The sequence below is a fragment of the Parabacteroides sp. APC149_11_2_Y6 genome (assembly GCF_054506995.1).
In genome coordinates, this window is record NZ_CP173709.1 from 2,272,126 (window position 1) to 2,298,894 (window position 26,769).

Genomic DNA, 26,769 nt, shown 5'->3' on the forward strand with positions numbered 1-26,769 from the left:
TATGCCTCCCGCTACTTAGAGAGAACTGTCTCCAAACGTTCTTTCCAGGTTTCAAAAGCTCCGCAATATTTATCGGCCTTCAAGCCATCCGGTTCTATTACATTAATTTTCTTCAATGAAGCAAAAGCTTCTTCCGTCGAATTATAGATACCTGCACCGATACCTGCACCCTTTGCTGCTCCAACAGCACCGTTAGTATCATAAAGTTCTATTACCGTACCGGTTACACCCGCCAGAGCATCACGGAAAATAGGACTCAGGAAAAGATTGGCATTTCCAGCACGGATTACATCAATCTCGATTCCCATCTCATTCATAATATCCATTCCGTATTTGAAAGAGAATACGATGCCTTCCTGTGTTGCACGAGCCATATGGGCCTTATTATGAATATTGAAGTTTAATCCATGTATAGAGCAACCTGTCTCTTTATTTTCAAGCATGCGCTCGGCACCATTTCCAAAAGGAAGAATAGAAAGCCCTTCTGCCCCGATAGGCACGGAAGCGGCCAGCTCATTCAATTCCGGATAAGTTATGCCTTCCGTACCGACAGTCCGCTTCATCCAAGAATTCATGATACCAACACCATTGATACACAATAAAACACCCAAACGGGGTTGCTCTGCTGAATGGTTGACATGTGCAAAAGTATTTACACGTGAAAGCGTATCATAATTTACTTTACGGTTTACCCCGTATACCACCCCGGAAGTACCTCCGGTCGCTGCAATCTCACCCGGTTTCAATACATTCAGGGATAAGGCATTGTTCGGCTGGTCGCCTGCACGGTAAGTAACCGGAGTCCCTTTTTTTAGTCCCAGTTCGGAAGCAACCGAATTCAATAATTCACCTTGCAAACCAAAAGTCGGTTTAATTTGAGGTATCAAGTCATTACTGAATCCATAATAATTCATTAAATCTTCCGAAACACAATTATTCCGGAAATCCCAGAAAATACCTTCGGAAAGCCCCGATACCGTCGTTACAATATCTCCTGTCATTCTCATGGCGATAAAATCACCCGGTAACATGAATTTATAGATGGTGTCATAAATAGCAGGCTCATATTCTTTTACCCAGGCGAGTTTGGATGCGGTAAAATTTCCCGGAGAATTTAGCAGGTGATTCAGACATGCTTTTTCACCTAATATTTTGAATGCACGTTCGCCATAAGGAACCGCCCGGCTGTCGCACCAAATAATGGACGGACGCAATACTTCCATCTTTTTATTTACAAGTACAAGCCCATGCATCTGATATGAAATACCGATAGCTTTTATATCCGTACCGGCAATGCCGGCTTTAGCTATAGCCCCTTTTATTGCTATTTTCAAATATTTCCACCAATCTTCCGGATTTTGTTCTGCCCATCCTGTACGAGGAGCATAAATAGGTGCTTCCTCTTTGGGATAGAAATCTGAAGAGACTGTCAATCCTGACTCTTTGTCTACAATAGAAGCCTTCACAGAAGAACTTCCTATATCACAGCCTAATAAATACATATCTTTATGGTTTATTTCTTATTCAATCTATCGAACACAACTTACTGTATCGTTATGAAACAGACAAATAGGCAGTATTCATTGTCTGCAAAGATACTTTTTTCTTTTTTCATGGCGATAATAAATAGATTTCGCGCATGATATGATTTAACATATATTATCTGCAACATTAAAACTCTTCCCGTCCGATTCAGTTTTTATTTTATAGATTTGGCGCACAAAGATATTATTATGGACATAAAACATCTACAATTTTCCTTCCGGATATACTGGGCCAGCATAAAAGGACTGTTAAATGTGATAGCAGAGGGCTTAATTCTGATAGCATCCCTGGCATCACTTTTCTTATTGGTTTACCAATTCGGTTTTAAATACTCCTCACATACTGCCCATATGCTGGAACTGAGCAGGGTATATATACTATTAGCCTTTTTCGCGGGAATAACGATACGATACATTGTAAAATTTAAAGAAATTGTACAGGAAAAAATGCTTTATTTGGATATTGGTATCTACTTTTTCCTGTTTGCCGTGTTATCCGGAAAAGTATTCTTTAAAGAAGCGATTCACCAATCCCTGCCTTACCTGGGTTTTCTGACGAAACCAGTATTCGTATATTTCCTGTTGCTTTTGCTCAGTGTTATCCACCTGTCACGGCAAACATTCACACTTTTGCAGAGTCATATCAAGCCTTCCATGCTATTCCTGCTAAGCTTTGTATTCGTCATATTGGTTGGTTCCGGATTATTAATGCTACCCAATGCAACAGTACATGGCATACATTTTATAGATGCTTTATTCATTTCCACCACATCCGTCTGTGTTACCGGCCTGACCTCCGTAGATGTAGCCACAACATTCACACATACCGGCCATATTATTATTATGCTCCTGATACAGATAGGCGGTGTCGGCGTAATGACATTTACCAGTTTTTTTGCACTGTCTTTTATGGGACATTCGTCTTTTTCCAGTAAGCTGGTTTTAAAAGATATGTTGAATGAAGACCGTACCAACGGGCTTTTTAAGGTGATTCTGAATATCCTGTTCGTTACTCTATTTATAGAAGGTATAGGTGCCTACCTCATATACCTGGATATAAAGGGAAGCATTCCGGGAGCAACTATGGCTGATGATGTCTTTTTTGCCATTTTTCATGCTGTATCAGCTTTCTGTAACGCGGGTATTTCTACGCTTAGTGAAAATATGTATGCTCCATTGGTTGTACATAAATATAAACTGCATGTATGGATAGGGCTTCTGATTATATTCGGAGGATTAGGTTTCCCGATCGTATTCAATTATTTGAAACTGCTGAGGCATTTGATTATAAACGGATTCAAAATATTGATAGGACGCCAGAAGCATTATATCCATATGCCCCGTATTATCAATATCAATACATATATTGTAGTTATTTCTACTCTTATATTGGTTATCGGAGGAACAATCCTGTATTATTTCTCAGAGATGAACAATACCCTTGCAGGCATACCGTTCAGGGAACAGTTGGCTAATGCCTTTTTAGGAGCAGTTACTCCCCGAACCGCCGGATTTTGTGTAGCAGATATGGGCACGCTTGCAACAAGTACCCTGATGCTAACACTTATCTTAATGATTATCGGTGCAGCACCAATGTCAACCGGTGGCGGTTTGAAAGTAACAACGGTTTGTGTCGCCTTATTTACTGCACATAATATGGCACGGGGAAAAGAAAACGTAGAGATACGTAAACGTGAACTTTCTTCTGCAACCATTCGCAGGGCTTTCGCTATTATCGTTTTATATTTTTGCTGGTTGGGTGCTGCGGTTACGGCTCTGTCCATAACAGAAAAAGGAGCCTCGGTATTCACCCTGACATTTGAAACGGTCTCTGCCTTAAGTACAGTAGGGTTAAGTTTGAATTTTAGTCCGATGCTTTCGGTTGCAGGAAAACTTATTATTATCAGTTCCATGCTGGTAGGACGTATAGGTATCCTTACCTTCTTCATCAGCTTCTATAAAGAATATAAAAAGAATAATTACACATATCCCCAGGAAAATATATTAATGTAATAAAATAGCTATATATGAAATACTTAGTTATAGGATTAGGAAATTTAGGACGTGCCATTGCTGAAAATCTGACTCAGATCGGTAATGAAGTAATCGGGATTGATATAAACACGCATAAAATCGAAGCAGTCAAAGGTACTATTTCCGGAGCAATCGGACTCGATTCCACAGACCGTGATGCATTAAACACGCTCCCTTTAAATGAAATGGATGCTGTTTTCGTAACATTCGGAAAAGATTTCGGGACTTCTATCCAAACAGTGGCTTTGCTTAAAAACCTGAATGTAGACAAACTGATTGTACGGGGTATATCTCCTATTCATGAAGCTGTAATCAATTCTATCGGTGTAACGGAGATTATCACACCCGAGGATAATTTTGCTGCAATCTATGCATCCCAGTCTCTTTTGGGTGATTTATTTAAAGACTGGTATAAAGTTACCGAGACCCATCATATTTATAAAATAAAGACTCCTCCTTCTTTTGTAGGGCAGACTCTTCAGATAATTAAACTGGAAGAAAATTTCGGGGTACGCCTGGTAGGAATAGAACGTCCGACAATTGAAAGGAATCTGATCGGAATAAAGCAAACTCAATATACCGTAATCAACAAAATCACCCCGGACCTGACTATTGAAGAGGGTGATTTGTTGATTCTATTCGGTAAAATGGATGTTTTACACAGACTAACTGATATTTAGTCTACTTTTGTAACGAGCACTTTGTCGATACGGGCACCGTCCATATCGACAATTTCAAACTCGAATGAAAGCCATGTAAGTTTTTCTCCAGTCTTTGGTACGCGTTCCAAAATTTCGAGGATTAAACCGCTTAGCGTATTATAGTCGTGTTCGGCATAAAGATCCTCCATGTCAAAATATTCAAGGAAATCATAGAAGTTGTACTGGCCGTCTACCAGCCAGGAACCATCTGCACGCTTCACAATCTCCGGCTCCTCTCCTAATTCCGGGACCTGGCCGATTAAACCTTCCATAATGTCTTTCAGCGTCACAATACCCTGTATGCCTCCGAACTCATCCGTCACAAGTCCGTATTTAACACGTGCTTGTTTCAATTGTTCCAATGCATTATATACACTCAGGTTTTCCGGAAAATATTGTGCCGGATGGACTACCTGTTCCAACGAAAAAGAAGGCTCGTCGATACGACCGAACAAATCTTTCAGATAAACAACCCCTTTGATATTATCGAATTTACCGGATGATACGGGATAAATATTGAATAGGTTTTTCTGGACTTTATCACGGATTTGTTCAATATTGTCTGTCGTATCCAACCACACCAATTCACTACGGTGTGTCATGATGGAACCTACATTCCGATCACCCAGGTTGAAAACACGTTCTACAATATCCTGTTCCACTTCCTGAACTTCCCCGCCATCAAGACCTTCTTTTACAATCGCTTTAATTTCTTCTTCGGTTACCTTATTCTCTTCAACCGAATCGATACCTGTTATCTTGATTGTAAATTCCGTACTTTTGGATAATAGCCACACAAACGGCGATGCTATCATAGAAAGGATATTCATAGGCTTGGCTATCAACATGGATACCTTTTCCGCATATCCCATTCCGATACGTTTGGGAACAAGTTCACCCATAATCAATGTCAGATAGGTTACTATCACTACAATCGTAGTTTTAGAAATAACCAATGCATAATTTTCCAGATGAGGTATATGCCTCACATATTCCGCCAGCGAACCGGCAAATGCTTCTCCTGAATATAAACCGGTCAAAATACCAATAAGAGTAATACCAATCTGAATGGTAGACAAGAACTTATCCGGTTCATTAGCCAGCTTCAGCGCTGTCTGTGCAGATTTTTTACCACGCTTGGCTTCGACCTCGAGACGCGTTTTACGAGCCGATACCAAAGCAATTTCGGACATTGAAAGAACACCATTTAATAAGATAAGACCAATGATAATTAATATTTCCATTAATGACACAACAATTGATTTGGAGACGAAGATATAAATTATTCAATCGTATCTATACAAATAAGGAAATAAATCTTTAAATAACGCATTAGTTTATATAGCCTGGCATAATGTGTACAAAAAAAGTCATAACTATCATTTTCGAAAATCATAGTTATGATTTCTAAAAATGATAGTTATGACTTGAAAATAGGATATGCTTATCTTATTTCACAAAAGGAGCTTTCAGCAGATACTTGGCACATCCCTTTACGCCATCAAACTGTGTACCTCCATCCGGCATACCTTCCAACTCTACGAAATAATCTTTATAACCATTCGCGTAGAACTGTTTGAAGATAGCTTCAAAATTCATCATTCCGGATTGTCCCAATACAGAACGGTCTTTTATATGCAGCAGCTTGATTCGGTCCGGATATTTCTTCATATATTCCACCGGGTCATTCTGTCCCATCACAGCCCAGTATACATCCATTTCAAACAGGACTAACGAAGGGTCCGTATTTTTCAGGAAAATATCATAAATGACCTCCCCTTTATTATGGCGTCCGAATTTTGCTTCCGTACCGCCGGATACCACCTTGGCAAATTCAAAATCATGGTTATGGTAACCGAACGGGAAACCGGCTGCTTTCACGATTTTACCGGCTTCATTGAATACTTCGCATACAAATTGGGTTTCTTCTATGCTGCGGGTTTGGGGCTGACCGGGCTGTACCAGATATTTAACACCCAGTTTTGCATGGTCGTCGGCAGTTTTTTTCCAGTACTCCTTGATATCATTCAGATTACTCTTGGTATATTCGCGTATCGGAGGATTTACGTGGGAGCTGGTAATCTTCAGGCCGGCATCATCTGCCATCTTCTTAAACTCCATCATTTCTATACCGCCAATCTTGCCTTTATCATAGCCGGCAAGTTCAAGAGTGGCATATCCCATTTCTTTCAGTTTCTTCATACCGCCGGGAACATCCTTATAAAGCTCTCCACCTAAAGAGTAGATTTGTAAACCGATGTTCTTGCCTGCCATCGTTTCCGATATTACCGGAGATGCAGTAACTGCTGCATCTGCTGCTCCTACCTTGCCGGCGAACAAGCCACCGGCTGTCAGCAAAGAAGCATTTTTCAGAAAATTTCTTCTATTAATCATGGTCTATTAAATTTTAGATTGTACCAAAGGTATGATTTTATTCTTATTCAAGCTCCTTTTGAGGAAAAACATATTTTTTTTCATTTAAAATTAGTAGCAGTAGTAAATCCAATTAGTAGCGGTACTAATTCAAATTACTATCGCTACTAATATTTTTTAACACGTATGCCTGAATTAAGGCCACCCGCATTATCTAAAATCTATCACGCAGTAAGTTTTATCTATCAACTCCTATAAACAAAAGCTCTCGCGTACAGGTTTTAATAGCACAAACAATATGTCGTCAAACTAAAAAATAATAGAATAATGAACTACGATATTGGCATAATAGGCGGAGGACCCGCCGGATACACGGCTGCTGAACGAGCTGCCGAAGGAGGATTAAAAACCGTTCTTTTCGAGAAAAATGCAATGGGAGGCGTCTGCCTGAACGAGGGCTGTATACCGACTAAAACATTATTATATTCGGCTAAAATACTGGATAGCTTCAAAACGGCATCCAAATACGGTATTTTATCCGAGGGCACCCCTTCTTTCGATTTAACCAAAATCATCGACAGAAAAAATAAAACGGTCCGGAAACTGACTTCCGGAGTAAAGATGCGCCTTACATCAAGTGGAGTCGATATAGTAAACGGGACAGCAATCCTGGACGGAGAAGCAGATGGAAACATCCGCATCCGTTGCGGTGATGAACTTTTCACCGTAAAAAATGTCCTGCTTTGTACCGGCTCTGAAACAGTTGTCCCCCCAATCAAGGGGCTATCGGAGGTAGATTACTGGACTTCACGTGAAGCACTGGATAGTAAGGAATTGCCCCAGACACTGGCAATTATCGGCGGTGGAGTTATCGGTATGGAATTCGCATCCTTCTTTTCAAGTATGGGCGTCAAAGTGAAAGTAATCGAGATGATGCCCGAGATACTGGGAGTGATGGATAAAGAAATTTCAGCCATGCTGCGCAGCGAATATGCCAAAAAGGGAGTCGAATTTCACCTGAATACTAAAGTGACGGAGGTCCGACCCGGGCAAGTGATTGTTGAAAAAGACGGCAAAGCAAGCAGTATCGAAGCAAATAAGATACTGGTCAGTGTCGGACGTAGAGCCATCACACAAGGGTTGGGCTTGGAAAGCCTTTCTATCGAAACTACCCGCCAGGGCGTCAAAGTAAACGAATATATGCAGACTTCCCATCCCCATGTATATGCCGCCGGAGATATTACCGGTTTCTCCCTGCTTGCCCATACGGCCTACCGCGAGGGAGAAGTCGCCATCAACCATCTGTTAGGAAATGAAGATAGGATGAGCTATAATGCCATTCCATCGGTGGTCTATACCAATCCGGAAGTGGCCGGTGTAGGTAAGACGGAAGAGGAACTTCGCAGCAGCGGGCACTATTACAACCTTGTAAAAATACCGATGACCTATTCCGGGAGGTTTGTTGCCGAGAATGAAACCGGAACCGGCCTGTGCAAACTGCTCACCGATGGAAACGGACAAATCATCGGTTGCCATCTCTTGGGAAATCCTGCATCCGAAATAATTGTGATTGCAGGAATTGCTGTGGAAAACGGCTTTACGGTAGAGGAATTCAAGAAGAATATATTCCCGCACCCGACCGTTGGAGAAGTCATACACGAAAGCCTCTATCTCTGATATGTATTGCATCAATAATACTTGTACGGACGCCTGGTTCAATCTGGCTGCCGAAGAATATCTGTTAAAGAATTTTACGGATCCGATCTTCATGGTATGGCAGAATGAACCGGCTGTTATTATTGGCAAACATCAGAACGTGTGGGATGAAATCAACCGGTCTTTTGTCCGGGAGAAACAGATTAAAGTGGTACGCCGCTATTCCGGCGGAGGTGCCGTTTACCAGGATGAAGGGAACCTGAATGTAACATTTATAGAAAATGGGAACGACCTGCATTCCGATAAGTTTACAGAACAACTGGCGGTTTTCCTGGATACATTCGGGTTGCAGGTACAATCGGACGAGCGGCAGGCACTCACCATAGACGGGCTGAAAATATCGGGAAGTGCCCAATCCATCCACAAGAAACGTATCCTGCACCATGCCACCCTGCTTTTTTCTACGGACCTCTATAAGCTGACAACTGCTTTGAATCCGGAGAATAAGAAGCCGAAAAAGGTACAGTCAGGAAAGACAAACTATTTCGTAAAGTCCGTCCGGAGCCCGGTAACGAATATCAGTTCGTATATCCGCCGTCCGGTTTCGATAAAAGAATTCAGGAAATCGCTACTGGAGTTCTTTGCCGGACAGAAAACGGAGACTACCTCCTATTCATTTACCAGCGAAGATATAAAAGCCATCCGGGACCTGAGGGATAATAAATATGCCACAGCCGGTTGGAACTTCAACATTGAAATTTAAAATACATAGATACTATGGCAACATTTGATATAAAAATGCCCAAACTGGGTGAAAGTATTACAGAAGGAACGATTATCTCCTGGTCTGTAAAAGTCGGAGACACCATTCAGGAAGACGATGTGCTTTTTGAAGTAAGCACAGCCAAAGTCAGTGCGGAAATACCCTCTCCCGTAGCAGGAAAGGTTCTTGAAATCCTCTTTTCGGAAGGAGAAACGGTAGCAGTCGGAACTGTTGTAGCGATTGTTCAACTGGAAGGTACGGCAGACGACGATACACCTGCCGGAAGTACAGGTAGCGCAAAAGAAGAAAAAGTTTCCAATACGGCAACCGTAGCGGAAGAAGCTCCCACCGCACCTGTCAAATCCTCTAAGGAGGAAGACGGAAGGTGGTATTCACCCGTGGTCCTGCAACTGGCACAGGAAGCCAAGATACAACAAACCGAACTGGACAGTATCCCGGGAACCGGATATATGGGACGGTTGAGTAAAAAGGATCTCAAAGAGTATATTACCCAAAAGAAAAGCGGCGTGGCTCCCCAGGCAAAACCGGTATCCAAGCCACAACCCGCACCAGCCCCGGCAGCAACAGTCGCTCCGGCTCCCGAACCTGTACACCAGGCGGCTCCTGTCCTATCATCCAGTGGCGATGAAATCGTAGATATGGACCGGGTGGCACGCATTGTGGCAGACCATATGGTTTTATCCAAGAAAGTATCTCCGCATGTAACTACGGTTGTGGAAGCGGACGTTACCAAGCTGGTTCAATGGCGTAAACGTACAAAAGACGCCTTCTACAAACGGGAAGGCGTAGCGCTTACTTATATGCCTGCAATTGCAGAAGCTACCGCCAAGGCTTTGGCCGAATTTCCTTACGTGAATGCCTCTGTCGACGGATATAAGGTAATTCTTAAAAAACATATCAACCTCGGCATAGCCGTGTCGTTGAATGACGGCAACCTGATTGTCCCGGTTATCCACGACGCAGACAAACTCAATCTGAACGGATTGGCGGCAAGTATCGACAACCTGGCTGCAAAAGCCCGCAACAACAAGTTGTCTCCGGACGATATTCAGGGAGGTACCTTCACGATCACCAACTTCGGTACGTTTAAGAGTTTGTTCGGTACCCCGATTATCAACCAGCCGCAGGTTGCCATCCTCGGTGTCGGTTTTATCGAGAAGAAACCGGCCGTAGTCGAAACACCCGAAGGAGATACGATTGCCATACGCCATAAGATGTATTTGTCCTTGTCGTATGACCACCGGATTATAAACGGTGCCCTCGGCGGCGAATTCCTGCGCAGGATTGCCGATTATCTGGAAAACTGGAATGCTTAAATTAAAACACAATCATCATGAAGAAATATGATATCAAATCAACAGATAAAGAGACCCTCAGGAAATGGTATTACCTGATGACCCTCGGGCGTGCTCTCGATGAAAAGGCCCCGTCCTATCTACTGCAATCGCTTGGCTGGTCGTATCATGCTCCCTATGCGGGGCATGACGGCATACAGCTTGCCGTCGGGCAGGTGTTCCACCGTGGAGAAGACTTCCTCTTTCCCTATTACCGGGATATGCTGACAGTGCTGTCTGCCGGAATGACCCCGGAAGAAGTAATCCTAAACGGTATCTCCAAAGCGACCGACCCGTCAAGCGGCGGGCGGCATATGTCCAACCATTTCGCCAAACCGGAATGGCATATCGAGAATATATCCTCGGCAACCGGTACACACGATTTACATGCGGTTGGCGTTGCACGTGCCATGGTATATTACGGGCATAAAGGGGTATCCATCACTTCACACGGGGAATCAGCCACTTCCGAAGGCTATGTATACGAAGCCATCAACGGGGCAAGCAACGAACAGTTGCCTGTTATCTTTGTGATACAGGATAACGGCTATGGCATTTCCGTTCCGAAGAAAGACCAGACTGCCAACCGGAAAGTAGCGGATAACTTCTCCGGCTTTAAGAACCTGAAAATCATCCACTGCAACGGCAAAGATGTTTTCGATTCGATGAATGCCATGACCGAGGCGCGCGAACATGCCATCAATACCCATAACCCGGTGATTGTCCAGGCAAACTGTGTGCGTATCGGTTCCCATTCCAACTCGGACAAGCAGACTTTATACCGCGATGAAAACGAACTTTCTTACGTAAAGGCAGCCGACCCGCTACAAAAATTCCGCCGTATGCTGCTTCGCTATAAACGTTTTACGGAAGACGAACTGAAAGAAATCGAAGCACAGGCAAAGAAAGACCTGAGTGCGGCAAACCGGAAGGCGTTGGCAGCTCCCGACCCGGACCCGTCTACCATATTCGACCATTTACTGCCGGAGCCCTATCAGCCCGAAAAGTACACAGAGGGCATCCATCAGGAAGATGGCGAAAAGGAAACATTGGTAACAGCTATCAACCAGACCCTGAAAGCAGAATTTCGTCACAATCCCGATACATTCTTATGGGGACAGGACGTTGCCAATAAGGAGAAAGGAGGCGTATTTAATGTGACCAAGGGCATGCAGCAGGAGTTCGGAGACAAACGCGTATTCAATGCTCCTATTGCCGAAGATTACATTGTAGGCACAGCCAACGGAATGTGCCGTTTCGACCCTAAAATACACGTAGTCATCGAAGGTGCGGAATTTGCGGATTACTTCTGGCCGGCTATCGAACAATACGTGGAATGTACGCACGAATACTGGCGGAGCAACGGACAATTTACCCCGAACCTGACTTTGCGTTTGGCTTCCGGCGGGTATATCGGCGGAGGACTTTACCACTCGCAAACACTGGAAGGGGCATTGACTTCGATTCCCGGAGCACGTATTGTCTATCCTTCTTTTGCAGATGACGCAGCCGGATTGCTGAGAACCAGTATCCGTTCCCGCGGCTTCACTTTGTTCCTCGAACCGAAAGCATTATATAATGCTGTAGAAGCCGCCGCATTTGTCCCTGAGGATTTCGAAGTGCCGTTCGGAAAGGCCCGTATCCACCGTACCGGGGACGATTTAAGCATCATCACCTATGGAAATACGACCCATTTCTGTATACAGGTGGCAGACCGATTGCAAAAGGAAACCGGCAGGAATATAGAGGTTATCGACCTTCGCTCCTTGATACCTTTAGATAAAGAAGCCATCTTTGCTTCGGTAAAAAAGACAGGTAAAGCCTTGATTGTCCACGAGGATAAAGTATTCTCCGGTTTTGGGGCAGAGATAGCAGGCATCATCGCAAGCGAAATGTTCCGTTATCTGGATGCACCTATCCAGCGTGTAGGCTCCACCTTCACTCCGGTAGGGTTCCATCCGGTACTGGAAAAGGCGATTCTTCCGGGTGAAGACAGAATATATCAGGCAGCAAAAACATTATTAGCTTATTAGGATATGAAAAAGATAGGATTATTTTACGGAGGAGCAACAGCCAAAACGGGTGTTGTTGCCTTAAAAATACAGGAAACATTCGGAGAAAACCTGGTAGAACTCGTACAAGTGGAAAGCGCTGGCAGAAAAGAACTGGAAGCCTATGAGAACATCATAGCCGGTGTTTCCACCTGGTTTGACGGGGAATTACCCACGTATTGGGACGAACTGCTTCCGGAGATAGAGGCTACCGACCTGAGTGGTAAAAAGGTGGCTATTTTCGGACTGGGCGACCAGAAGAATTATCCGGATAACTTTGTAGACGGAATCGGCATTTTAGCCGATTCTTTCAGGAACAGCGGAGCAACACTTGTCGGGTTTACCTCTCCGGACGGTTATCTGTTCAACCAGTCGCGGGCTATAACAGACAATCACTTCACAGGGCTTGTCCTTGATATTGAAAACCAGTCCGACCTGACGGAAGAACGCGTCCTGAAATGGACTAAGCAACTGAAAAAAGAGTTCGGATTGTAGCGACCTGCCTGTGCGGAGCCTGTACCTACACTGTTGCGACACCCGCAATACTGCTGTTGCGATATCTGCATCACTACTGTTGCAGTATCCGCAACAGTACTATTCGCCCTACCGCAACAAACCGGCAAAAAAATGAGAGAAGGATGCTGCAAGTTCATTGCTTCACCCTTCTCTCTTTCATCGAGTCTATTTTAAATCTAAGGAAAAAATTATTTTTCTATCCGGATACGGGCATCTACCGCAAACAATCCGCGTTCGGTTGCCACCAACGGATTAATGTCCATTTCTTTAATTTCAGAAGCAAAACGGAGCAATGTAGACAATCGTACGATAATATCGGCATATTGCTGTTCGTCTATGCCACGCTGTCCACGTGTACCTTTAATAATCGGATAACCACGTAGCGAACGAATCATAGAATACGTTTCTTCATAGGACAAAGGCGATAAACCATACGAAACATCCTTCAACACTTCCACGAATATACCACCCAGACCGCATAATACAACATGCCCGAAACGTTCTTCGTATTTTGCACCCAGGAACAGTTCCTGCCCCTTCAACATCGGTTGTACCATTATGGCTTTCACATCCGGCAAACGCATCATCCGTTCATATTCGAAGATAAGATGTTCTTCGCTACGGATATTCAATGCCACACCTCCGATGTCGCTCTTATGCACAGGACCTACCACTTTTGCCACAACAGGGAATTTCACCATCTTGGCAAAAGCAACCAGTTCGTCTATATTTGTAGAGGTAAGTTCTTCCACTACCGGAATATTTGCCGCTTTCAACAGGATACGGACTTCTTCCGGAGCCAGATAACCGCTCGACGGAAGCCGGTCGATAATCCGTCTTACTTCCGGTACATCCACTCCATACAATTGAATGTCCGAACTCATCGGTTTGGGCGTATTGAGTACGCGAGATAAGGCCGTACCTAATGTTACTTCATCCGAGAAGTTCACATGGCCTTTCTTTACAAAACTCTTCACCTCCGGACCTGCCGTTACGATGGACGGAAGCACAGGGAAAATAGGTTTCTTGCATTCTTCCATTTTCTTATGGAGCACCTCATACGTTTCGTATAACTTAACGAGACCGGGGCTACCGAAAATAACCATCATCAGGTCTATTTCATCGAAACGGTTCTCGCAAAAGTCAATACATGTCGCCAGATGTTCCGGTGTTCCTGTCCCGATAATATCGATAGGATTGCCTACAGCGGCACCCGGATATAGCTTGGATTTGAGCTCGGCGGCAAGAGGACCTTCCAGATTAGGCACATTCAACCGTCCTTTGGCAAGCGCATCGGCAAGCATAACCGCCGGACCTCCGGCATGGGTAATGATGGCACAATTCTTACCTTTCACTTCCTTCAGGGTAAAGATACTGGCAACGGTTGTCAATTCCTCCCGGCTGAAACAACGTACGATACCGGCTTTACGGAAAAGAGCTTCCACAGCCGAATCGGAACTGGCAATAGCTCCCGTATGGGAAGATGCGGCACGTTTTCCGACATCCGTACTGCCTGCTTTGATAGCTGCGATATGGCAACCTTTACGTATCAGGGAAGAAGCATGATAAAGCAACTTATCCGGATTCTTAATCTGTTCGATATAAAGCATCTTTATCTTGGAATCGAGGATAGGATCAAAATTACGGTCCATATATTCAATCACGTCTTCCACACCCGTCTGCTTGGAGTTTCCGACAGACCATACGGAAGAAAAACGCAATCCTTTGGTCAATGCGGATTCTATGATGAACAGGGCGGTTCCTCCCGAACTGGAAATGAAATCCACACCATCGGCATGAAATTCCGGTATCGGTTGGGTAAAGACTCCGTGATAGTTCATATTCATTAAGCCGATACAGTTCGGGCCAATCAATGTGGCACCTGCCTCATTGATACTTTTCAGCATTTGGTCTTCAAGGATGGCACCTTCATGTGTTTCCTCTCCGAAACCGGCGGAAACCACAATAAACGCTTTCACATTTTTCTGTTTGGCCAATATATCTACAGCTTCAGGACATGCCGGACCGGGGATGGAGATAATTGCCAGCTCTGTATCCGGCACATCATTTACGGAACGGTAAGATTTCAAACCTTGCACTTCATCTTCTTTGGCGTTGACTACATACAGGTCTCCTTTATACTTTCCATCCAGCAGGTTACGGACCAGACGTCCACCCGGTTTGTGGACATTATTAGAGCCACCTACAACAACTATACTCTGGGGATTGATTAGTTCTCGGCAAATCATAACATTTTGATTAGTTTATAACAATGATTGGGAGCAAATTTAGTCTATTTATCGTATTATACAAGAGTTGCACACCGTTTTTATTTACATTTTGCACATTCTTGCTGCAACCAGCCGCACCATTCTTCCATTCCGTTTCCTTTGGTGGCCGAGACCTCAAAAACCTGCAAATGATGATTTACCTTCAATGCATTTTCGCGCAACACTTTCACATCCGTATCCAGATAAGGGGCCAAGTCTGTTTTGTTGATAATACAAACGTCCGCTTCCACGAACATATGGGGATATTTCAAAGGCTTGTCGTCCCCTTCAGTAGTGCTGACAATAACTACTTTTTTCGCTTCACCCAAATCAAACATGGCAGGGCACACCAGATTTCCCACATTCTCGATAAAGAGAATCGCTCCATCCAAAGGAGCAAGATGCTTAACCGCATGATTTACCATATCCGCTTCCAAATGGCAACCGGTTCCGGTGTTTACCTGGAAAACGGGAATCTGAAGGGCCGCAATGCGGTCTGCATCATTGGAAGTCTGCTGGTCGCCTTCTATTACATATAAAGGCATTTTATCTTTCAGCCGGCGTACCGTTTCTTCCAGCAAGGAAGTTTTGCCGGAACCCGGCGAACTCATCAGGTTCAGGCAGAAAATATTCTTTGCTTCAAAATAGCCCCGGTTTCGTTCCGCCAGCAGATTGTTACGTTGAAGAATATCCTGTTCCAGATTGATTACTCTACTTTCATCATGGGTATGATGGTGATGTTCATGAGCATGGTGGTGTCCGTGTCCGTGTTCATGGTCGTGATGATGGTGCTCTCCGCACCCGCAAGTTCCACACATAAGCATTTGTTTTTAATGAAAGCGGACCTGTATCCGCTTGTCCTTTTATTTTATAACAATCGATTTTATTCTCAGTTCTTTCCCTTTTAAGATTTTAACAAAGTAAGAGTTGCATCCGGGGCATGAAGCGTATAATGTCTCGAGTGGAAACGTCGTACCGCAATCGGCACATTGCCCCTCTCCTTTTATATAATGGCGAACGATCCGGGCCTGTTCCAGCATCGTTCCTTTGACAGCACTTTCCAGGGCGAACTCCAAGGTCTGTATCTCTACCCCCGACAGATAACCGATTTCCAGTTCCACTTCTTCAATACAATCCGACTGATGGCAGCGGGCTTGCTGTTCGGCAAGTTCCACGATACTTTGTGCGATAGACAGTTCATGCATACTTATTCATTTTTACTTCTGTAAAACTTCTTGCCGGGAGGCGGCAACAGCCAGTTGACCGGCGGAAATCCCCCCGTCATTACAGGGAATACGTCCCGGCAGATAACACGTTATCCGTTCTTTTGCTAACAACTGCAGCAACTGTTCCGACAGGCGCTTATTTTGAAAACAGCCCCCCGACAGTACAACAGTCGAAATGCCGGTTTGTTCCTTCTGCTGCCTGATACATTCAACCAGTGCAAATGCGATTGTATTATGGAAAGAGGCGGAAATTCCGGCAACAGGTATCCCCTCCGCCAGTTCTTCCAGCATGGCATCGAATGCAGGACAGAAGGATATATATCCATTTTCAATCCGTACCGGATAATGTCGGGACAGCTCCCCGGAAGCTGTTTGCTCCAACCGTACCGGCGCTTCCGCCTGATGGGTGGAAATATCGCAGATATCTAAAAGGGAAGCCACCGCATCAAATAAACGTCCGGCGCTGGAGGTATACGGTGTATTTATTCCTTTTTCCATCATAGCCAAAAGCATTTCTATCTTCTGCCTTCCTATCCTTTCTATAAATCCCGCGGGGAAAGGAATACGTTTTCCATAATAATGCCAAAGGCAGGCAACAGCCATACGCCAGGGTTCGACGGATGCTTTATCGCCACCGGGCAAAGGAATGTATTCGAAATGTAATAAACGGCGATAGGAACGGCGGTCGCAAAGGAAAAGCTCCCCACCCCAGACTTTGCCGTCGTCACCCAGACCCGTGCCATCCAATACCCAGGCAAGCACCGGTGCATGCAAACCGTATTCCAACATACAAGCCGCAGCATGTGCATGATGATGTTGTACTTTTAGCAGAGGCAGATTCATCTCCGCAGCCCAGCGCTCCGCTTCACGGGAAGAGAGATAATCGGGATGGAGGTCGCACACCAACTGTTTCGGGGTAAAGCGGAACAGATGGCGGAAACGGTTCAACGACTCTGTATAGAAATCGAAAGTTTCCCAGTTCTTTAAATCTCCTATATACTGGCTTTGCAGGATCGTATCCCCTTTGCCAAGAGCAAACGTATTGACCTTTTCCGCACCAAAAGCCAAAATACCTTCTACCGGAATATCGGCAAAAAAAGGCTCGGGGACATATCCTCTGGAACGCCTTATCAGGCAAGGCTGGTTTCCGCAAACCTGCAAAACCGAATCATCCACCCGGTTATGGATTTTTCTGTTATGGTGTAGCAGCAAGGCTACCTTTCCGGACAATTCCTTTTCTGCTTCTTCGGGAGTGATGGCTATGGGCAGTTCGCTCAAATTCCCGCTGGTCATTACCAATGCCGGCGTATCCGTTTGTTCAAACCAATCAGAATGAATAGGCATATAAGGCAGCATACACCCTAATGTCCGCATATCCGGATTAATACCGGAAGCCAGGGACCGGCGCTGTTTCAGCAATACAATCGGACGTCTCCACGACAGCAGACTTTCTTCTTCTGTCGAATTAACCTGGGCATACTCTTTCAGATGTTCCATATCCCGGAACATCACAGCAAAAGGTTTGTTATCCCGCATCTTGATTTGGCGCAGGCGGGATACGGCAATTTCATTGGTTGCATCACAAATCAAGTGATACCCTCCGATACCTTTAGCGGCTATCACTTCCCCTTCGGCAATCAAACGGGCGGTAAGAGACAGTAACCGGGGATAGTCCGTTATATATACATTATTATATAGCGCATAGTAAAAAGGCCCGCAGTGATTGCAGGCAACAGGCTGTACATGAAACCTGCGGTCCGATACATCCGTGTATTCCTTCCTGCAATCCGGGCACATGGCAAAATCCGTCATAGTCGTACGGTTTCTGTCGTACGGCAAATCACGGATGATTGAAAAGCGGGGACCGCAATGTGTACAGTTGATAAAAGGATAATGGATGCGGTGAGGTTGTGTTTTACGGTCGGACATACATTCCGGGCAAACGGCTATATCCGGTGCCACCTGTGTAATCTCATCCGATTCCGAACGGCTCGGGGTAATCCTGAAATCCGGATAAATGGATGCATCTCCTTTTTCTTTAGAGGTTTCTATCCGGTGGATACAAGCAACGGGAGGATGTTCCCTGTTGATCCGTGAAATAAAAGTTTCCTGCTGTTGCGGAGTAAGAATTGCCCGGATGCAAACCCCGTTGTTCCGGTTGTCCACCTCGCCTTTTATTTCCATCTCATTTGCAATCCGATAGATAAACGGACGGAACCCTACACCCTGCACTAAACCGTAAATGGTCAAAACCGTTATATCAACTCCCGCAGGTTCCATACTTGTATTTTTGCTTTTCGACAAATATAGGTGCTTTATTCAGAATAAGCAAAAACAGCACAATGGCTATTTTCTATAGCCGGGATAAATTAAATCTATAGCTATCATAAATATTTTATGTGTGATATATTACAACTCTTTCGGAACATAATCCTTACTTTTGAGGTTAGATAAATATAACATTTATTTTATTAATTAATATGTGTCTGGCAATACCGGGAAAAATACTGAACATCGACCGCTCCGAACCGGAGCTTACAATGGCTAAAGTGGATTTCGGAGGAATTACAAAGAATATCTGCATCCAGTGGGTAGATGCGTCTATAGGCGATTATATACTGGCGCATGCCGGCATGGCAATTTCCGTAATTGATGCGGAAGTTGCAGCAGAAACACTAAAAGACTTAAAGCAGTTGACAATTGACAGTTGAAAGGTGACAATAAAAAAGTCAACTGTCAACTGTCAATTGTCAACTGTCAACTGATATGAGGTATATCGACGAATATAGGAACAAAGAGCACGTAGAAGCACTCGTCCGGTCTATCCGGCAAGCAGTGACTCGTCCCTGGCACATCATGGAGATATGCGGCGGACAAACCCATGCCATTGCCCGCTACCGGCTGGAAGAGATGCTACCCGAAACCGTTAAACTGCTTCATGGCCCGGGTTGTCCGGTTTGCGTTACCCCCGTCGAAATAATAGACCGGGCATTGGAACTGGCAAAACGTCCGGATATAATTCTTGCTTCTTTCGGTGATATGATGCGCGTCCCCGGAAGCCGGGAAGACCTTTTACAGGTAAAAGCACATGGAGCGGATATCCGCATGTTGTATTCCCCTTTGGATGCCGTGGAACTTGCCGCCAATAATCCGACGAAAGAAATTGTATTCTTTGCCATCGGCTTCGAAACAACAGCCCCAGTGCATCTAATGGCTTTGAAAGAAGCAAAGCGCCGAAAGCTGACCAACTTCTCCCTGCTTACTTCCCTATTCACCGTTCCTCCGGCAATAGAAACAATCCTCTCCGACCCGGATAATAAGGTGGACGGATTTCTTACCGCAGGTCATGTCTGCGCCATCACCGGAAATAAAGCCTATCATTACCTGGCAGAAAAATATAAAACCCCTATGGTAGTCACCGGCTTCGAGCCGATAGACCTGCTGTATGGCATCTATCATTGCATCCTCCAACTGGAAGCCGGAACTTACCAGGTAGAGAATGCTTATAAACGGGCCGTACCGGAAAACGGAAATCCGGCAGCTTACGCATTAATGGAAGAAATGCTGGTACCCTACGACCAGGAATGGCGGGGTATCGGCTGTATTCCACAGAGCGGCTTGCGTCTGAAAGAGGCTTATGCCGGTTATTCTGCCGAACGGAAATTTACTTTCCAAACAAATAAGGCGGAACTTTCATCCGAATGCATAGCCGGCGAAATTATGCGAGGAACAAAACAGCCGTCCGACTGTCCTTTCTTCGGAACCCGTTGTACCCCGGAACATCCGGTAGGTGCACCGATGGTATCCTCGGAAGGGGTCTGTGCGGCATACTATAAATATAGGTGACAGTTGACAAGTGACAGTTGACAGTTTAAAAAAGAGCTATCAATTGTCACTTGTCACTTGTCACTTGTCAACTGTCAATTGAATCGTTATGAACTTGAATTGTCCTATCCCTCTCTCCGGTTCGGACTGTGTGTTGATGGCACATGGCGGCGGAGGCAGGTTGACCCATGAATTGATAAGCAGTATCTTTTACCCTGCTTTCCGTAACCCGTTGCTGGAACAGGACCACGACGGATGTGTATTTCCGGTAGAAGCTGGAAGGATGGCATATTCCACCGACTCATTCGTAGTGGAACCTATCTTCTTTCCGGGCGGGGATATCGGAGATTTGGCAGTGAATGGTACGGTAAACGATTTGGCTTGTTGCGGTGCACGCCCGTTATACCTGACAGCCGGTTTTATCCTGGAAGAAGGACTACCGCTTGCCGACCTCAGACGGGTGGTCCAATCCATAAAGACCGCCGCCGAACATGCCGGAATACAGATTGTAGCCGGTGATACCAAAGTGGTGGAACGGGGCAAATGCGATAAATTATACATTAACACAAGCGGTATAGGCAGGATTCCGGAAGGTATCCGGATAGCCCCTTCCCGTGCCCAAAAGGGAGATGTGGTAATTTGCAGCGGACCTATCGGAGTACACGGAATCACCATCCTCTCCGCCCGCGAAAGCCTCGGTTTCGAAACAAACCTGAAAAGTGATACGGCATCCTTAAACAATATGATTGGCAGCTTGTTGGAAGTTATAAAGGACATTCATGTTTTACGCGACCCTACACGGGGAGGCGTAAGCGGGACGCTGAACGAGATAGCACATGCCGCCAACGTTGAAATCGTATTGGATGAAGCCAGCTTGCCCCTGCCGGACGCTGTCAGAGGCGCCTCGGAGATACTGGGTCTGGACCCGCTATATATCGCAAACGAAGGGCTCGTTCTGGTGATACTGCCCGAACCGCTTGCCGGTCAGGCATTAACTGTTATGCACCGATTCCCGGAAGGACAACAGGCAACCGTTATCGGCCGGATTGAACAAACAGGCAAATCCATCGTCAAGATGAAGACGCTATACGGGAACCACCGCATCGTAGACATGCTGAGTGGCGAACAATTACCCAGAATCTGTTAGAAGAACGACATTAAGTAATAAAAGATATGGAAGAAAAAAGACCGTCCGTTTATGAGGAATGCCGCCGAAACGGTATCTCCCGCCGAGATTTTCTGAAGTTCTGTACATCTGTTGCCGCACTGATCGGCATCGAGTCCAGTGGAGTCGCACAGGTCGTCAAAGCCTTGGAAACGAAACCCCGCCTGCCGGTTATCTGGCTGCATTTGCAGGAATGCACATGCTGTAGCGAATCTTTCATCCGTTCTTATCATCCCACGGTAGGCAACCTGCTGTTCGATAATATCTCCCTCGACTATACGGAAACACTTCAGGCTGCCGCCGGTTTCCAGGCAGAAGCCTGCAAGGAAGAAACCATGAAGAAGTATTGGGGAGAATATCTGTTGATGATAGAAGGTTCCATTCCCACTAAAAACGAAGGGTATTGCTGCGTAGGCGGTAAGAGCGCCATGCAGATCGTAGAAGAATGCGCCAAAGGGGCAAAAGCCATCATTGCATGGGGCAACTGCGCTTCCGCCGGTTGCGTGCAGGCAGCCAACCCCAATCCTACAGGAGCAAAAGCGATCCATAAACTGATTAAAGGCAAACCATTGATGAACGTACAAGGCTGCCCTCCGATAGCCGACGTGATGACGGGAACCATTGTCTACATGCTTACCTACGACCGCATTCCGCAACTGGACGGACTGGGACGCCCGAAGATGTTCTATAACCGCCGCGTACACGACACCTGCTACCGCCGGGCCAACTTCGACGCCGGGCTGTTCGTTGAAAGCTTCGACGATGAGAACGCCAAACGCGGATACTGCCTCTATAAAGTAGGTTGCAAGGGCCCGAATACATATAACTCCTGCGGTATCATCAAATGGAACGAAGGAACCAGTTACCCCATCCAGAGCGGCCACCCCTGTATCGGTTGCAGCGAAGAAGGTTTCTGGGACATGAGCCCGTTCTACAAACGGTTGCCCGACGTACACGGTTTCGGCATAGAAGCCACGGCCGACCAGATTGGTATGGCAGTAGGTGCTGCGACAGTTGCCGGTATAGCCGTCCACGCCGTTGCCACCAATATCCGTAAGAAGAGTTTGATTGATAATGAAGAACCAGATGCTAACAAATAATCATTAATACCATGGCAGAAAGAATAGTAGTAGATCCCCTTACCCGTATAGAAGGTCATCTCCGGGTAGAGGCAGAAATAGAAAACGGTAAAATCAAGGATGCTTTCAGCTCCGGTACAATGGTCCGTGGTATAGAGACTATCGTCCGCAACCGCGACCCGCGCGACGCCTGGGTATTCGTAGGACGCGTATGCGGGGTATGTACCTCCATCCATTCGCTCTGCTCGGTAAGGGCGGTAGAGAATGCTTTCGACATCGTAATCCCTCCCAATGCGCAGTTGGTCCGCAATATCATGCAGGCTACGCTTTATATGCACGACCATGTCGTACACTTCTATCAGCTTCATGCCCTCGACTGGGTGGATGTTGTGTCTGCCCTGAAAGCAGACCCGGCCAAAGCATCCGCCCTGGCACAGCAACTGTCGCCCTGGCCAAACAGTTCGGTAGGTTATTTCACCGCATTGAAGGAAAAGCTCTCCCGTTTCGTAGGCAGCGGCCAGTTAGGCATCTTCGCCAACGGATATTGGGGACATCCGGCCTACAAACTATCGCCGGAACAGAACCTGATAGCAACCGCCCACTATCTGGAAGCCCTCGACTGGCAGAAAGAAGTAGTAAAAATCCATGCGATCTTCGGAGGAAAGAATCCCCACCCGAACTATCTGGTAGGCGGTATGCCTTGTGCCATCGACCTGAACGAGGCAAATGCAGTCAACACCGAACGCCTCGACCTGGTAAAACAGAAACTACAGGAAGCAAAGACCTTTATCGACCAGGTATACATCCCCGACTTATTGATGATTGCCGACGTATATAAGGATGAATGGAGCAAAATCGGAGGCGGTGTAAAGAACTATCTCTCCTATGGCGATTTCCCTGCTTTTGAATATGAGACGATAGACAGTTTCAAACTCCCCCGTGGCATTGTCCTGGACCGTGACCTGTCGAAAGTACATCCCGTAGACGCCAATTCACCCGAAGAAATAAAAGAATATATCTATCATTCCTGGTACACCTATACACAGGGAGACAAAGCCGGCCTGCATCCGTATGAAGGTGAAACGAACCTGAACTATACGGGTCCCCAACCTCCGTACAACCATCTTGATGTAGAAGATAAATACAGTTGGATCAAAACGCCGCGCTGGAAAGAAGAGCCGATGGAAGTTGGTCCGCTGGCACGTATGATTGTAGCTTATGCCGCTGGCAAGGAACCTCAGAAATCAACGATAGATAATGCTCTGAAACAACTGAATCTCCCGGCAGAAGCCCTCTTCTCCACCCTCGGACGCACAGCAGCCCGCGGATTGGAAACCCAACTGGTGGCAGACTGGGCACTGGAATTTTACGACCAGCTTATCCAGAATCTGAAGAACGGCGATTCGCGTATGGTGAACCATTACATGTGGGAAAAGGAAGAATGGCCGAAACATGCACAAGGGGTCGGTTTGTCGGAAGCTCCCCGTGGTGCCCTCGCCCACTTTGTCGTCATTGAAGACAAGAAGGTTAAGAACTATCAGATGGTAGTTCCGACCACCTGGAACGCCTCTCCAAGGGATGAAAAAGGAGTCCTTTCCGCTTACGAGTCCGCCCTGATAGGTACCCCTGTCCACGACCCGAAACAACCGCTGGAAATTCTCCGTACCATCCACTCTTTCGACCCGTGCCTGGCCTGTGCCGTGCACCTCTATGATGCACATGGGAAACATGTGCATCAAGTGACAGTTGATATGTGACAATTGACAGTTCATAAGAGAAAAGCATTAAAATAATTATCCAGTTGGCAAGCGACAGTCTATTAACTGTCAACTGTCACTTGTCAACTGTCAACTAAAAAAGTCATGAGAAGCCGTAAAACACGTTTAAGGGAAGTCTATGTATGGGAATTGCCCGTACGCTTCTATCACTGGTTGAATGCGCTCTGTATTGTCATACTTTGTATTACAGGGTTCATGATAGCCGATCCGCCCGCCATTATGACGGAAACGGAGGCCAACTTCAGTTATTGGTTCGGTACTGTACGTTTCATTCACTTTGTCACGGCATTTGTGTTCTTCTTCAACTTCGTCTTCCGTATCTACTGGGGATTCGTTGGCAACCGGTTCGCACGGTGGACGAACTTTATTCAGCTAAAGAAATCGCAGTGGCAGGAAATCATACAGATTATCAAAGTGGACATCCTGATGATAAAGACAAAGCCGGTCGAAAGCATCGGTCACAACGCGCTGGCAAGCCTGATATACTTTGTCATGTTCCTCGCCTTCCTGGTACAATGCATCACAGGGTTCGGGCTATATGCAAAGATGAGCGAGTCTTTCTTCCCGCAACTCTTCGCCTGGACAGTCCCTCTGTTAGGAGGAGACTTGTTTGCACGTGAGATACATCACTTCCTGATGTGGTTCTTTATTATCTTCGCCATCGTCCATATCTATCTGGTATGCTACCACGACTATATCGAACGCCGCGGGGAAGCCTCTTCCATGATTGGCGGATGGAAGTTCGTTGAAGAGTCGAGAGCCGTCGAAGAAGAAGTAGCCGAAACTGCCGAAGTGATTGCCAAGGCAGCCAAAGAAGATAAAAGCGTTTGACAGATGGAACAACAACCGAATACACTTATCCTGGGTGTCGGCAACCTGCTGTTGAAAGACGAAGGTGTCGGCATCCATGTTATCCAGGCTCTTGAGAAAGAAGAGCTTCCCTCCCATGTCTCCCTGATGGATGGAGGGACAGGCGGCTTGCACCTGTTGAGTTGGATACAGGACTACGACCGGATTATCATGGTAGACGCCACCCTCGACGACCAGCCTCCCGGAACCATCCGCTTGCTTCGTCCCCGTTACTCATCCGACTTCCCTCCCTTAATGAGCGCCCACGAAATAGGTTTGAAAGATATGATAGAAGCGATGATACTAACGGAAAAGCTACCGGATATTCTTCTGTTAGTTGTCTCGGCAGAGAATATCAACGAAGTAGGTATGGAACTCACCCCCGCTGTAGAGGCGGCCGTCCCTCAGGTCATCGCTCACATCCGGAAGCTATTAGAGGCGGATATTAGCAGTTGACGCAGATAAGAAGATTTGTAGACGCGTTATCTGCGTCATCCGCGTCATCCGCGTCTACAAATCTGTTATACCAGTTCCTATCCGCCTCAAATAAGTTCGTAACTGCTTATCTGTATCGGCATATCGAGGTTATGGAGCACCTTTTCCAACAAAATACCATCGCGGTTATCATACTCGTAGCCAAAAGTGGCACGGATACCTTGCAGGATAAACTGCGTTGCACGGTCTAAAGCGATAGGCAGGCTGTCGCCTTGCAATAAAGAACCTGTAATTACACTGGTAAACGTATCACCTGTACCCGGATAATGGGCAGGCAGATACGGGCAGGTAATCTTCCAGTAGCGGTTCCCCACCCGGTTATAAGCATACACTGAAGTTTTATGCGGTTCGGCAAGCACAGGGACACTTGTCGCTATCACAATCTGCGGGCCTTTGTCCGACAGGCAACGGAGGTAGTGTTTCAGTTCTTCATCGCTGTTTTCTTCTTTATACGGCAAGTCCAGCATATAAAACAGTTCGGTAAGATTCGGGGTTATCACATCCGCTTCCGTTATCAGATGCTGCATCTCCTTCACCATTGTCTCATCGAAAGTTGTGTAGAGCCTGCCATTGTCTCCCAACACCGGGTCTACAACCACCAAACTGTCTGCACGGCGAAAGTCATTGATAAAACCAGACACAATCCTCGCCTGCCGGGGCGAACCCAGATAACCGGTATAAATCGCATCGAACTCCACGCCCAGACGTTCCCACTCCTTTATAATCTTAGGCATCTCGTCCGTCAGGTCGAGGAAGGAGAAATCGGGATACTGCGTGTGGTTGGACAGTACGGCCGTGGGCAACGGACAAGCCTGAAAACCCATAGAAGACAAAATAGGAATAACAACTGTAAGAGATACCCGCCCCACCCCGGAAAGGTCGTGGACGGCTGCTACTTTCTTTACTTTATTGGCATACATCATAATTACAATTTACAAGTGGTAAACCTTGTTTTCATCCCGCAAGATACACACTGTTCACGACATAGGAAACAAGAAAGGACAGCGATTGTTCATCAACATAAATCATTAATGCAGGGAAAGCTGCATCACTTACACTAAAGAACCAGGTTTACGGATAACGCAGATG

General features: G+C 45.9%; 22 protein-coding genes. 14 read left to right on the forward strand and 8 right to left on the reverse strand.

Annotated features, from left to right (window positions below; translation table 11 throughout):
* Window positions 1–11: 11 nt before the first annotated feature.
* A complete protein-coding gene (locus ACGE0T_RS09225) occupies window positions 12–1,502 on the reverse strand; it encodes a xylulokinase (protein ID WP_459190170.1) in 1,491 nt (496 codons plus the stop codon).
* Between the two features lie 231 nt (window positions 1,503–1,733).
* Here ACGE0T_RS09225 and ACGE0T_RS09230 point away from each other — a divergent pair, with 231 nt between their 5' ends.
* Window positions 1,734–3,557, forward strand: coding sequence for a TrkH family potassium uptake protein (locus ACGE0T_RS09230; RefSeq protein ID WP_459190171.1), 1,824 nt, complete (start codon window positions 1,734–1,736; stop codon window positions 3,555–3,557).
* Between the two features lie 14 nt (window positions 3,558–3,571).
* The gene (locus tag ACGE0T_RS09235; RefSeq protein ID WP_459190172.1) at window positions 3,572–4,258 is read left to right on the forward strand and encodes a potassium channel family protein; all 687 of its coding nucleotides are present in this window, start codon (window positions 3,572–3,574) and stop codon (window positions 4,256–4,258) included.
* Here ACGE0T_RS09235 and ACGE0T_RS09240 read toward each other — a convergent pair.
* Together ACGE0T_RS09240 and ACGE0T_RS09245 are read right to left on the reverse strand one after the other, a co-directional pair.
* Window positions 4,255–5,523, reverse strand: a complete 1,269-nt coding sequence (locus ACGE0T_RS09240; RefSeq protein ID WP_459190173.1) for a hemolysin family protein — start codon at window positions 5,521–5,523, stop codon at window positions 4,255–4,257. The two genes, ACGE0T_RS09235 and ACGE0T_RS09240, sit on opposite strands and share 4 nt — an antisense overlap.
* Before the next feature lie 205 nt (window positions 5,524–5,728).
* Window positions 5,729–6,673: a sugar phosphate isomerase/epimerase family protein gene (locus tag ACGE0T_RS09245; RefSeq protein WP_459190174.1), complete on the reverse strand. Its 945-nt coding sequence runs from the start codon at window positions 6,671–6,673 to the stop codon at window positions 5,729–5,731.
* A 306-nt stretch (window positions 6,674–6,979) separates the two neighbouring features.
* Here ACGE0T_RS09245 and lpdA point away from each other — a divergent pair, with 306 nt between their 5' ends.
* From lpdA to ACGE0T_RS09270, 5 genes are read left to right on the forward strand one after another with little or no spacing between them, the layout of a single operon-like run.
* A complete protein-coding gene (gene lpdA, locus ACGE0T_RS09250) occupies window positions 6,980–8,329 on the forward strand; it encodes a dihydrolipoyl dehydrogenase (protein WP_459190175.1) in 1,350 nt (449 codons plus the stop codon).
* Window position 8,330: 1 nt separating this feature from the next.
* The gene (locus tag ACGE0T_RS09255; protein WP_459190176.1) at window positions 8,331–9,071 is read left to right on the forward strand and encodes a lipoate--protein ligase family protein; all 741 of its coding nucleotides are present in this window, start codon (window positions 8,331–8,333) and stop codon (window positions 9,069–9,071) included.
* Window positions 9,072–9,085: 14 nt separating this feature from the next.
* Window positions 9,086–10,408 (forward strand): dihydrolipoamide acetyltransferase family protein, encoded by a 1,323-nt coding sequence (locus ACGE0T_RS09260; RefSeq protein ID WP_459190177.1) that lies wholly within the window; start codon window positions 9,086–9,088, stop codon window positions 10,406–10,408.
* 17 nt (window positions 10,409–10,425) lie between these two features.
* Window positions 10,426–12,459, forward strand: coding sequence for an alpha-ketoacid dehydrogenase subunit alpha/beta (locus tag ACGE0T_RS09265; RefSeq protein WP_459190178.1), 2,034 nt, complete (start codon window positions 10,426–10,428; stop codon window positions 12,457–12,459).
* 3 nt (window positions 12,460–12,462) lie between these two features.
* Complete coding sequence (locus ACGE0T_RS09270; protein WP_459190179.1) at window positions 12,463–12,972, forward strand: flavodoxin; 510 nt, start codon at window positions 12,463–12,465, stop codon at window positions 12,970–12,972.
* Between the two features lie 209 nt (window positions 12,973–13,181).
* Here ACGE0T_RS09270 and ACGE0T_RS09275 read toward each other — a convergent pair whose 3' ends face one another.
* The 4 genes from ACGE0T_RS09275 to hypF all read right to left on the reverse strand — a co-directional run bounded on the left by ACGE0T_RS09275 (window position 13,182) and on the right by hypF (window position 18,769).
* Window positions 13,182–15,242, reverse strand: coding sequence for an acetate--CoA ligase family protein (locus ACGE0T_RS09275; RefSeq protein WP_459190180.1), 2,061 nt, complete (start codon window positions 15,240–15,242; stop codon window positions 13,182–13,184).
* Window positions 15,243–15,322: 80 nt separating this feature from the next.
* Window positions 15,323–16,081 (reverse strand): hydrogenase nickel incorporation protein HypB, encoded by a 759-nt coding sequence (gene hypB, locus ACGE0T_RS09280; RefSeq protein ID WP_459190181.1) that lies wholly within the window; start codon window positions 16,079–16,081, stop codon window positions 15,323–15,325.
* Between the two features lie 45 nt (window positions 16,082–16,126).
* Entirely contained in the window at window positions 16,127–16,468 is a 342-nt protein-coding gene (gene hypA, locus ACGE0T_RS09285; protein ID WP_459190182.1) for a hydrogenase maturation nickel metallochaperone HypA, read from the reverse strand.
* 12 nt (window positions 16,469–16,480) lie between these two features.
* Window positions 16,481–18,769: a carbamoyltransferase HypF gene (gene hypF, locus ACGE0T_RS09290; protein ID WP_459190183.1), complete on the reverse strand. Its 2,289-nt coding sequence runs from the start codon at window positions 18,767–18,769 to the stop codon at window positions 16,481–16,483.
* A gap of 200 nt (window positions 18,770–18,969) precedes the next feature.
* Between hypF and ACGE0T_RS09295 the strand changes: the two genes are divergently transcribed.
* From ACGE0T_RS09295 to ACGE0T_RS09325, 7 genes are all read left to right on the forward strand, one after another.
* Complete coding sequence (locus ACGE0T_RS09295; protein WP_459190184.1) at window positions 18,970–19,200, forward strand: HypC/HybG/HupF family hydrogenase formation chaperone; 231 nt, start codon at window positions 18,970–18,972, stop codon at window positions 19,198–19,200.
* Between the two features lie 55 nt (window positions 19,201–19,255).
* The gene (gene hypD, locus ACGE0T_RS09300) at window positions 19,256–20,335 is read left to right on the forward strand and encodes a hydrogenase formation protein HypD (protein WP_459190185.1); all 1,080 of its coding nucleotides are present in this window, start codon (window positions 19,256–19,258) and stop codon (window positions 20,333–20,335) included.
* A gap of 82 nt (window positions 20,336–20,417) precedes the next feature.
* On the forward strand, window positions 20,418–21,461 hold the full coding sequence (gene hypE / locus ACGE0T_RS09305; protein ID WP_459190446.1) for a hydrogenase expression/formation protein HypE: 1,044 nt from the start codon (window positions 20,418–20,420) through the stop codon (window positions 21,459–21,461).
* A gap of 26 nt (window positions 21,462–21,487) precedes the next feature.
* Complete coding sequence (locus ACGE0T_RS09310; RefSeq protein WP_459190186.1) at window positions 21,488–22,579, forward strand: hydrogenase small subunit; 1,092 nt, start codon at window positions 21,488–21,490, stop codon at window positions 22,577–22,579.
* Window positions 22,580–22,590: 11 nt separating this feature from the next.
* Window positions 22,591–24,315 carry a nickel-dependent hydrogenase large subunit gene (locus tag ACGE0T_RS09315; RefSeq protein WP_459190187.1) on the forward strand — a complete coding sequence of 575 codons (1,725 nt, stop codon included), beginning with the start codon at window positions 22,591–22,593 and terminating at the stop codon, window positions 24,313–24,315.
* Between the two features lie 105 nt (window positions 24,316–24,420).
* Window positions 24,421–25,167: a Ni/Fe-hydrogenase, b-type cytochrome subunit gene (gene cybH / locus ACGE0T_RS09320; RefSeq protein ID WP_459190188.1), complete on the forward strand. Its 747-nt coding sequence runs from the start codon at window positions 24,421–24,423 to the stop codon at window positions 25,165–25,167.
* Window positions 25,168–25,170: 3 nt separating this feature from the next.
* A complete protein-coding gene (locus tag ACGE0T_RS09325) occupies window positions 25,171–25,641 on the forward strand; it encodes a hydrogenase maturation protease (RefSeq protein ID WP_459190189.1) in 471 nt (156 codons plus the stop codon).
* A gap of 86 nt (window positions 25,642–25,727) precedes the next feature.
* Here the strand turns inward: ACGE0T_RS09325 and ACGE0T_RS09330 are convergent, their stop codons facing one another.
* Window positions 25,728–26,600 carry a pyridoxamine kinase gene (locus ACGE0T_RS09330; protein ID WP_459190447.1) on the reverse strand — a complete coding sequence of 291 codons (873 nt, stop codon included), beginning with the start codon at window positions 26,598–26,600 and terminating at the stop codon, window positions 25,728–25,730.
* Between the last annotated feature and the right edge of the window lie 169 nt (window positions 26,601–26,769).

Excerpts from the sequence above, each read along its gene's own strand:
- ACGE0T_RS09225 (WP_459190170.1), bottom strand. The coding sequence starts at position 1,502 with ATGTATTTATTAGGCTGTGATATAGGAAGTTCTTCTGTGAAGGCTTCT.
- ACGE0T_RS09270 (WP_459190179.1), top strand. The coding sequence starts at position 12,463 with ATGAAAAAGATAGGATTATTTTACGGAGGAGCAACAGCCAAAACGGGT.
- ACGE0T_RS09325 (WP_459190189.1), top strand. The coding sequence starts at position 25,171 with ATGGAACAACAACCGAATACACTTATCCTGGGTGTCGGCAACCTGCTG.
- lpdA (WP_459190175.1), top strand. The coding sequence starts at position 6,980 with ATGAACTACGATATTGGCATAATAGGCGGAGGACCCGCCGGATACACG.
- ACGE0T_RS09295 (WP_459190184.1), top strand. The coding sequence starts at position 18,970 with ATGTGTCTGGCAATACCGGGAAAAATACTGAACATCGACCGCTCCGAA.
- ACGE0T_RS09240 (WP_459190173.1), bottom strand. The coding sequence starts at position 5,523 with ATGGAAATATTAATTATCATTGGTCTTATCTTATTAAATGGTGTTCTT.
- hypF (WP_459190183.1), bottom strand. The coding sequence starts at position 18,769 with ATGGAACCTGCGGGAGTTGATATAACGGTTTTGACCATTTACGGTTTA.
- ACGE0T_RS09275 (WP_459190180.1), bottom strand. The coding sequence starts at position 15,242 with ATGATTTGCCGAGAACTAATCAATCCCCAGAGTATAGTTGTTGTAGGT.
- ACGE0T_RS09310 (WP_459190186.1), top strand. The coding sequence starts at position 21,488 with ATGGAAGAAAAAAGACCGTCCGTTTATGAGGAATGCCGCCGAAACGGT.
- ACGE0T_RS09255 (WP_459190176.1), top strand. The coding sequence starts at position 8,331 with ATGTATTGCATCAATAATACTTGTACGGACGCCTGGTTCAATCTGGCT.
- ACGE0T_RS09330 (WP_459190447.1), bottom strand. The coding sequence starts at position 26,600 with ATGTATGCCAATAAAGTAAAGAAAGTAGCAGCCGTCCACGACCTTTCC.
- ACGE0T_RS09245 (WP_459190174.1), bottom strand. The coding sequence starts at position 6,673 with ATGATTAATAGAAGAAATTTTCTGAAAAATGCTTCTTTGCTGACAGCC.
- ACGE0T_RS09315 (WP_459190187.1), top strand. The coding sequence starts at position 22,591 with ATGGCAGAAAGAATAGTAGTAGATCCCCTTACCCGTATAGAAGGTCAT.
- ACGE0T_RS09260 (WP_459190177.1), top strand. The coding sequence starts at position 9,086 with ATGGCAACATTTGATATAAAAATGCCCAAACTGGGTGAAAGTATTACA.
- cybH (WP_459190188.1), top strand. The coding sequence starts at position 24,421 with ATGAGAAGCCGTAAAACACGTTTAAGGGAAGTCTATGTATGGGAATTG.
- ACGE0T_RS09265 (WP_459190178.1), top strand. The coding sequence starts at position 10,426 with ATGAAGAAATATGATATCAAATCAACAGATAAAGAGACCCTCAGGAAA.
- hypB (WP_459190181.1), bottom strand. The coding sequence starts at position 16,081 with ATGTGTGGAACTTGCGGGTGCGGAGAGCACCATCATCACGACCATGAA.
- ACGE0T_RS09235 (WP_459190172.1), top strand. The coding sequence starts at position 3,572 with ATGAAATACTTAGTTATAGGATTAGGAAATTTAGGACGTGCCATTGCT.
- ACGE0T_RS09230 (WP_459190171.1), top strand. The coding sequence starts at position 1,734 with ATGGACATAAAACATCTACAATTTTCCTTCCGGATATACTGGGCCAGC.
- hypA (WP_459190182.1), bottom strand. The coding sequence starts at position 16,468 with ATGCATGAACTGTCTATCGCACAAAGTATCGTGGAACTTGCCGAACAG.
- hypD (WP_459190185.1), top strand. The coding sequence starts at position 19,256 with ATGAGGTATATCGACGAATATAGGAACAAAGAGCACGTAGAAGCACTC.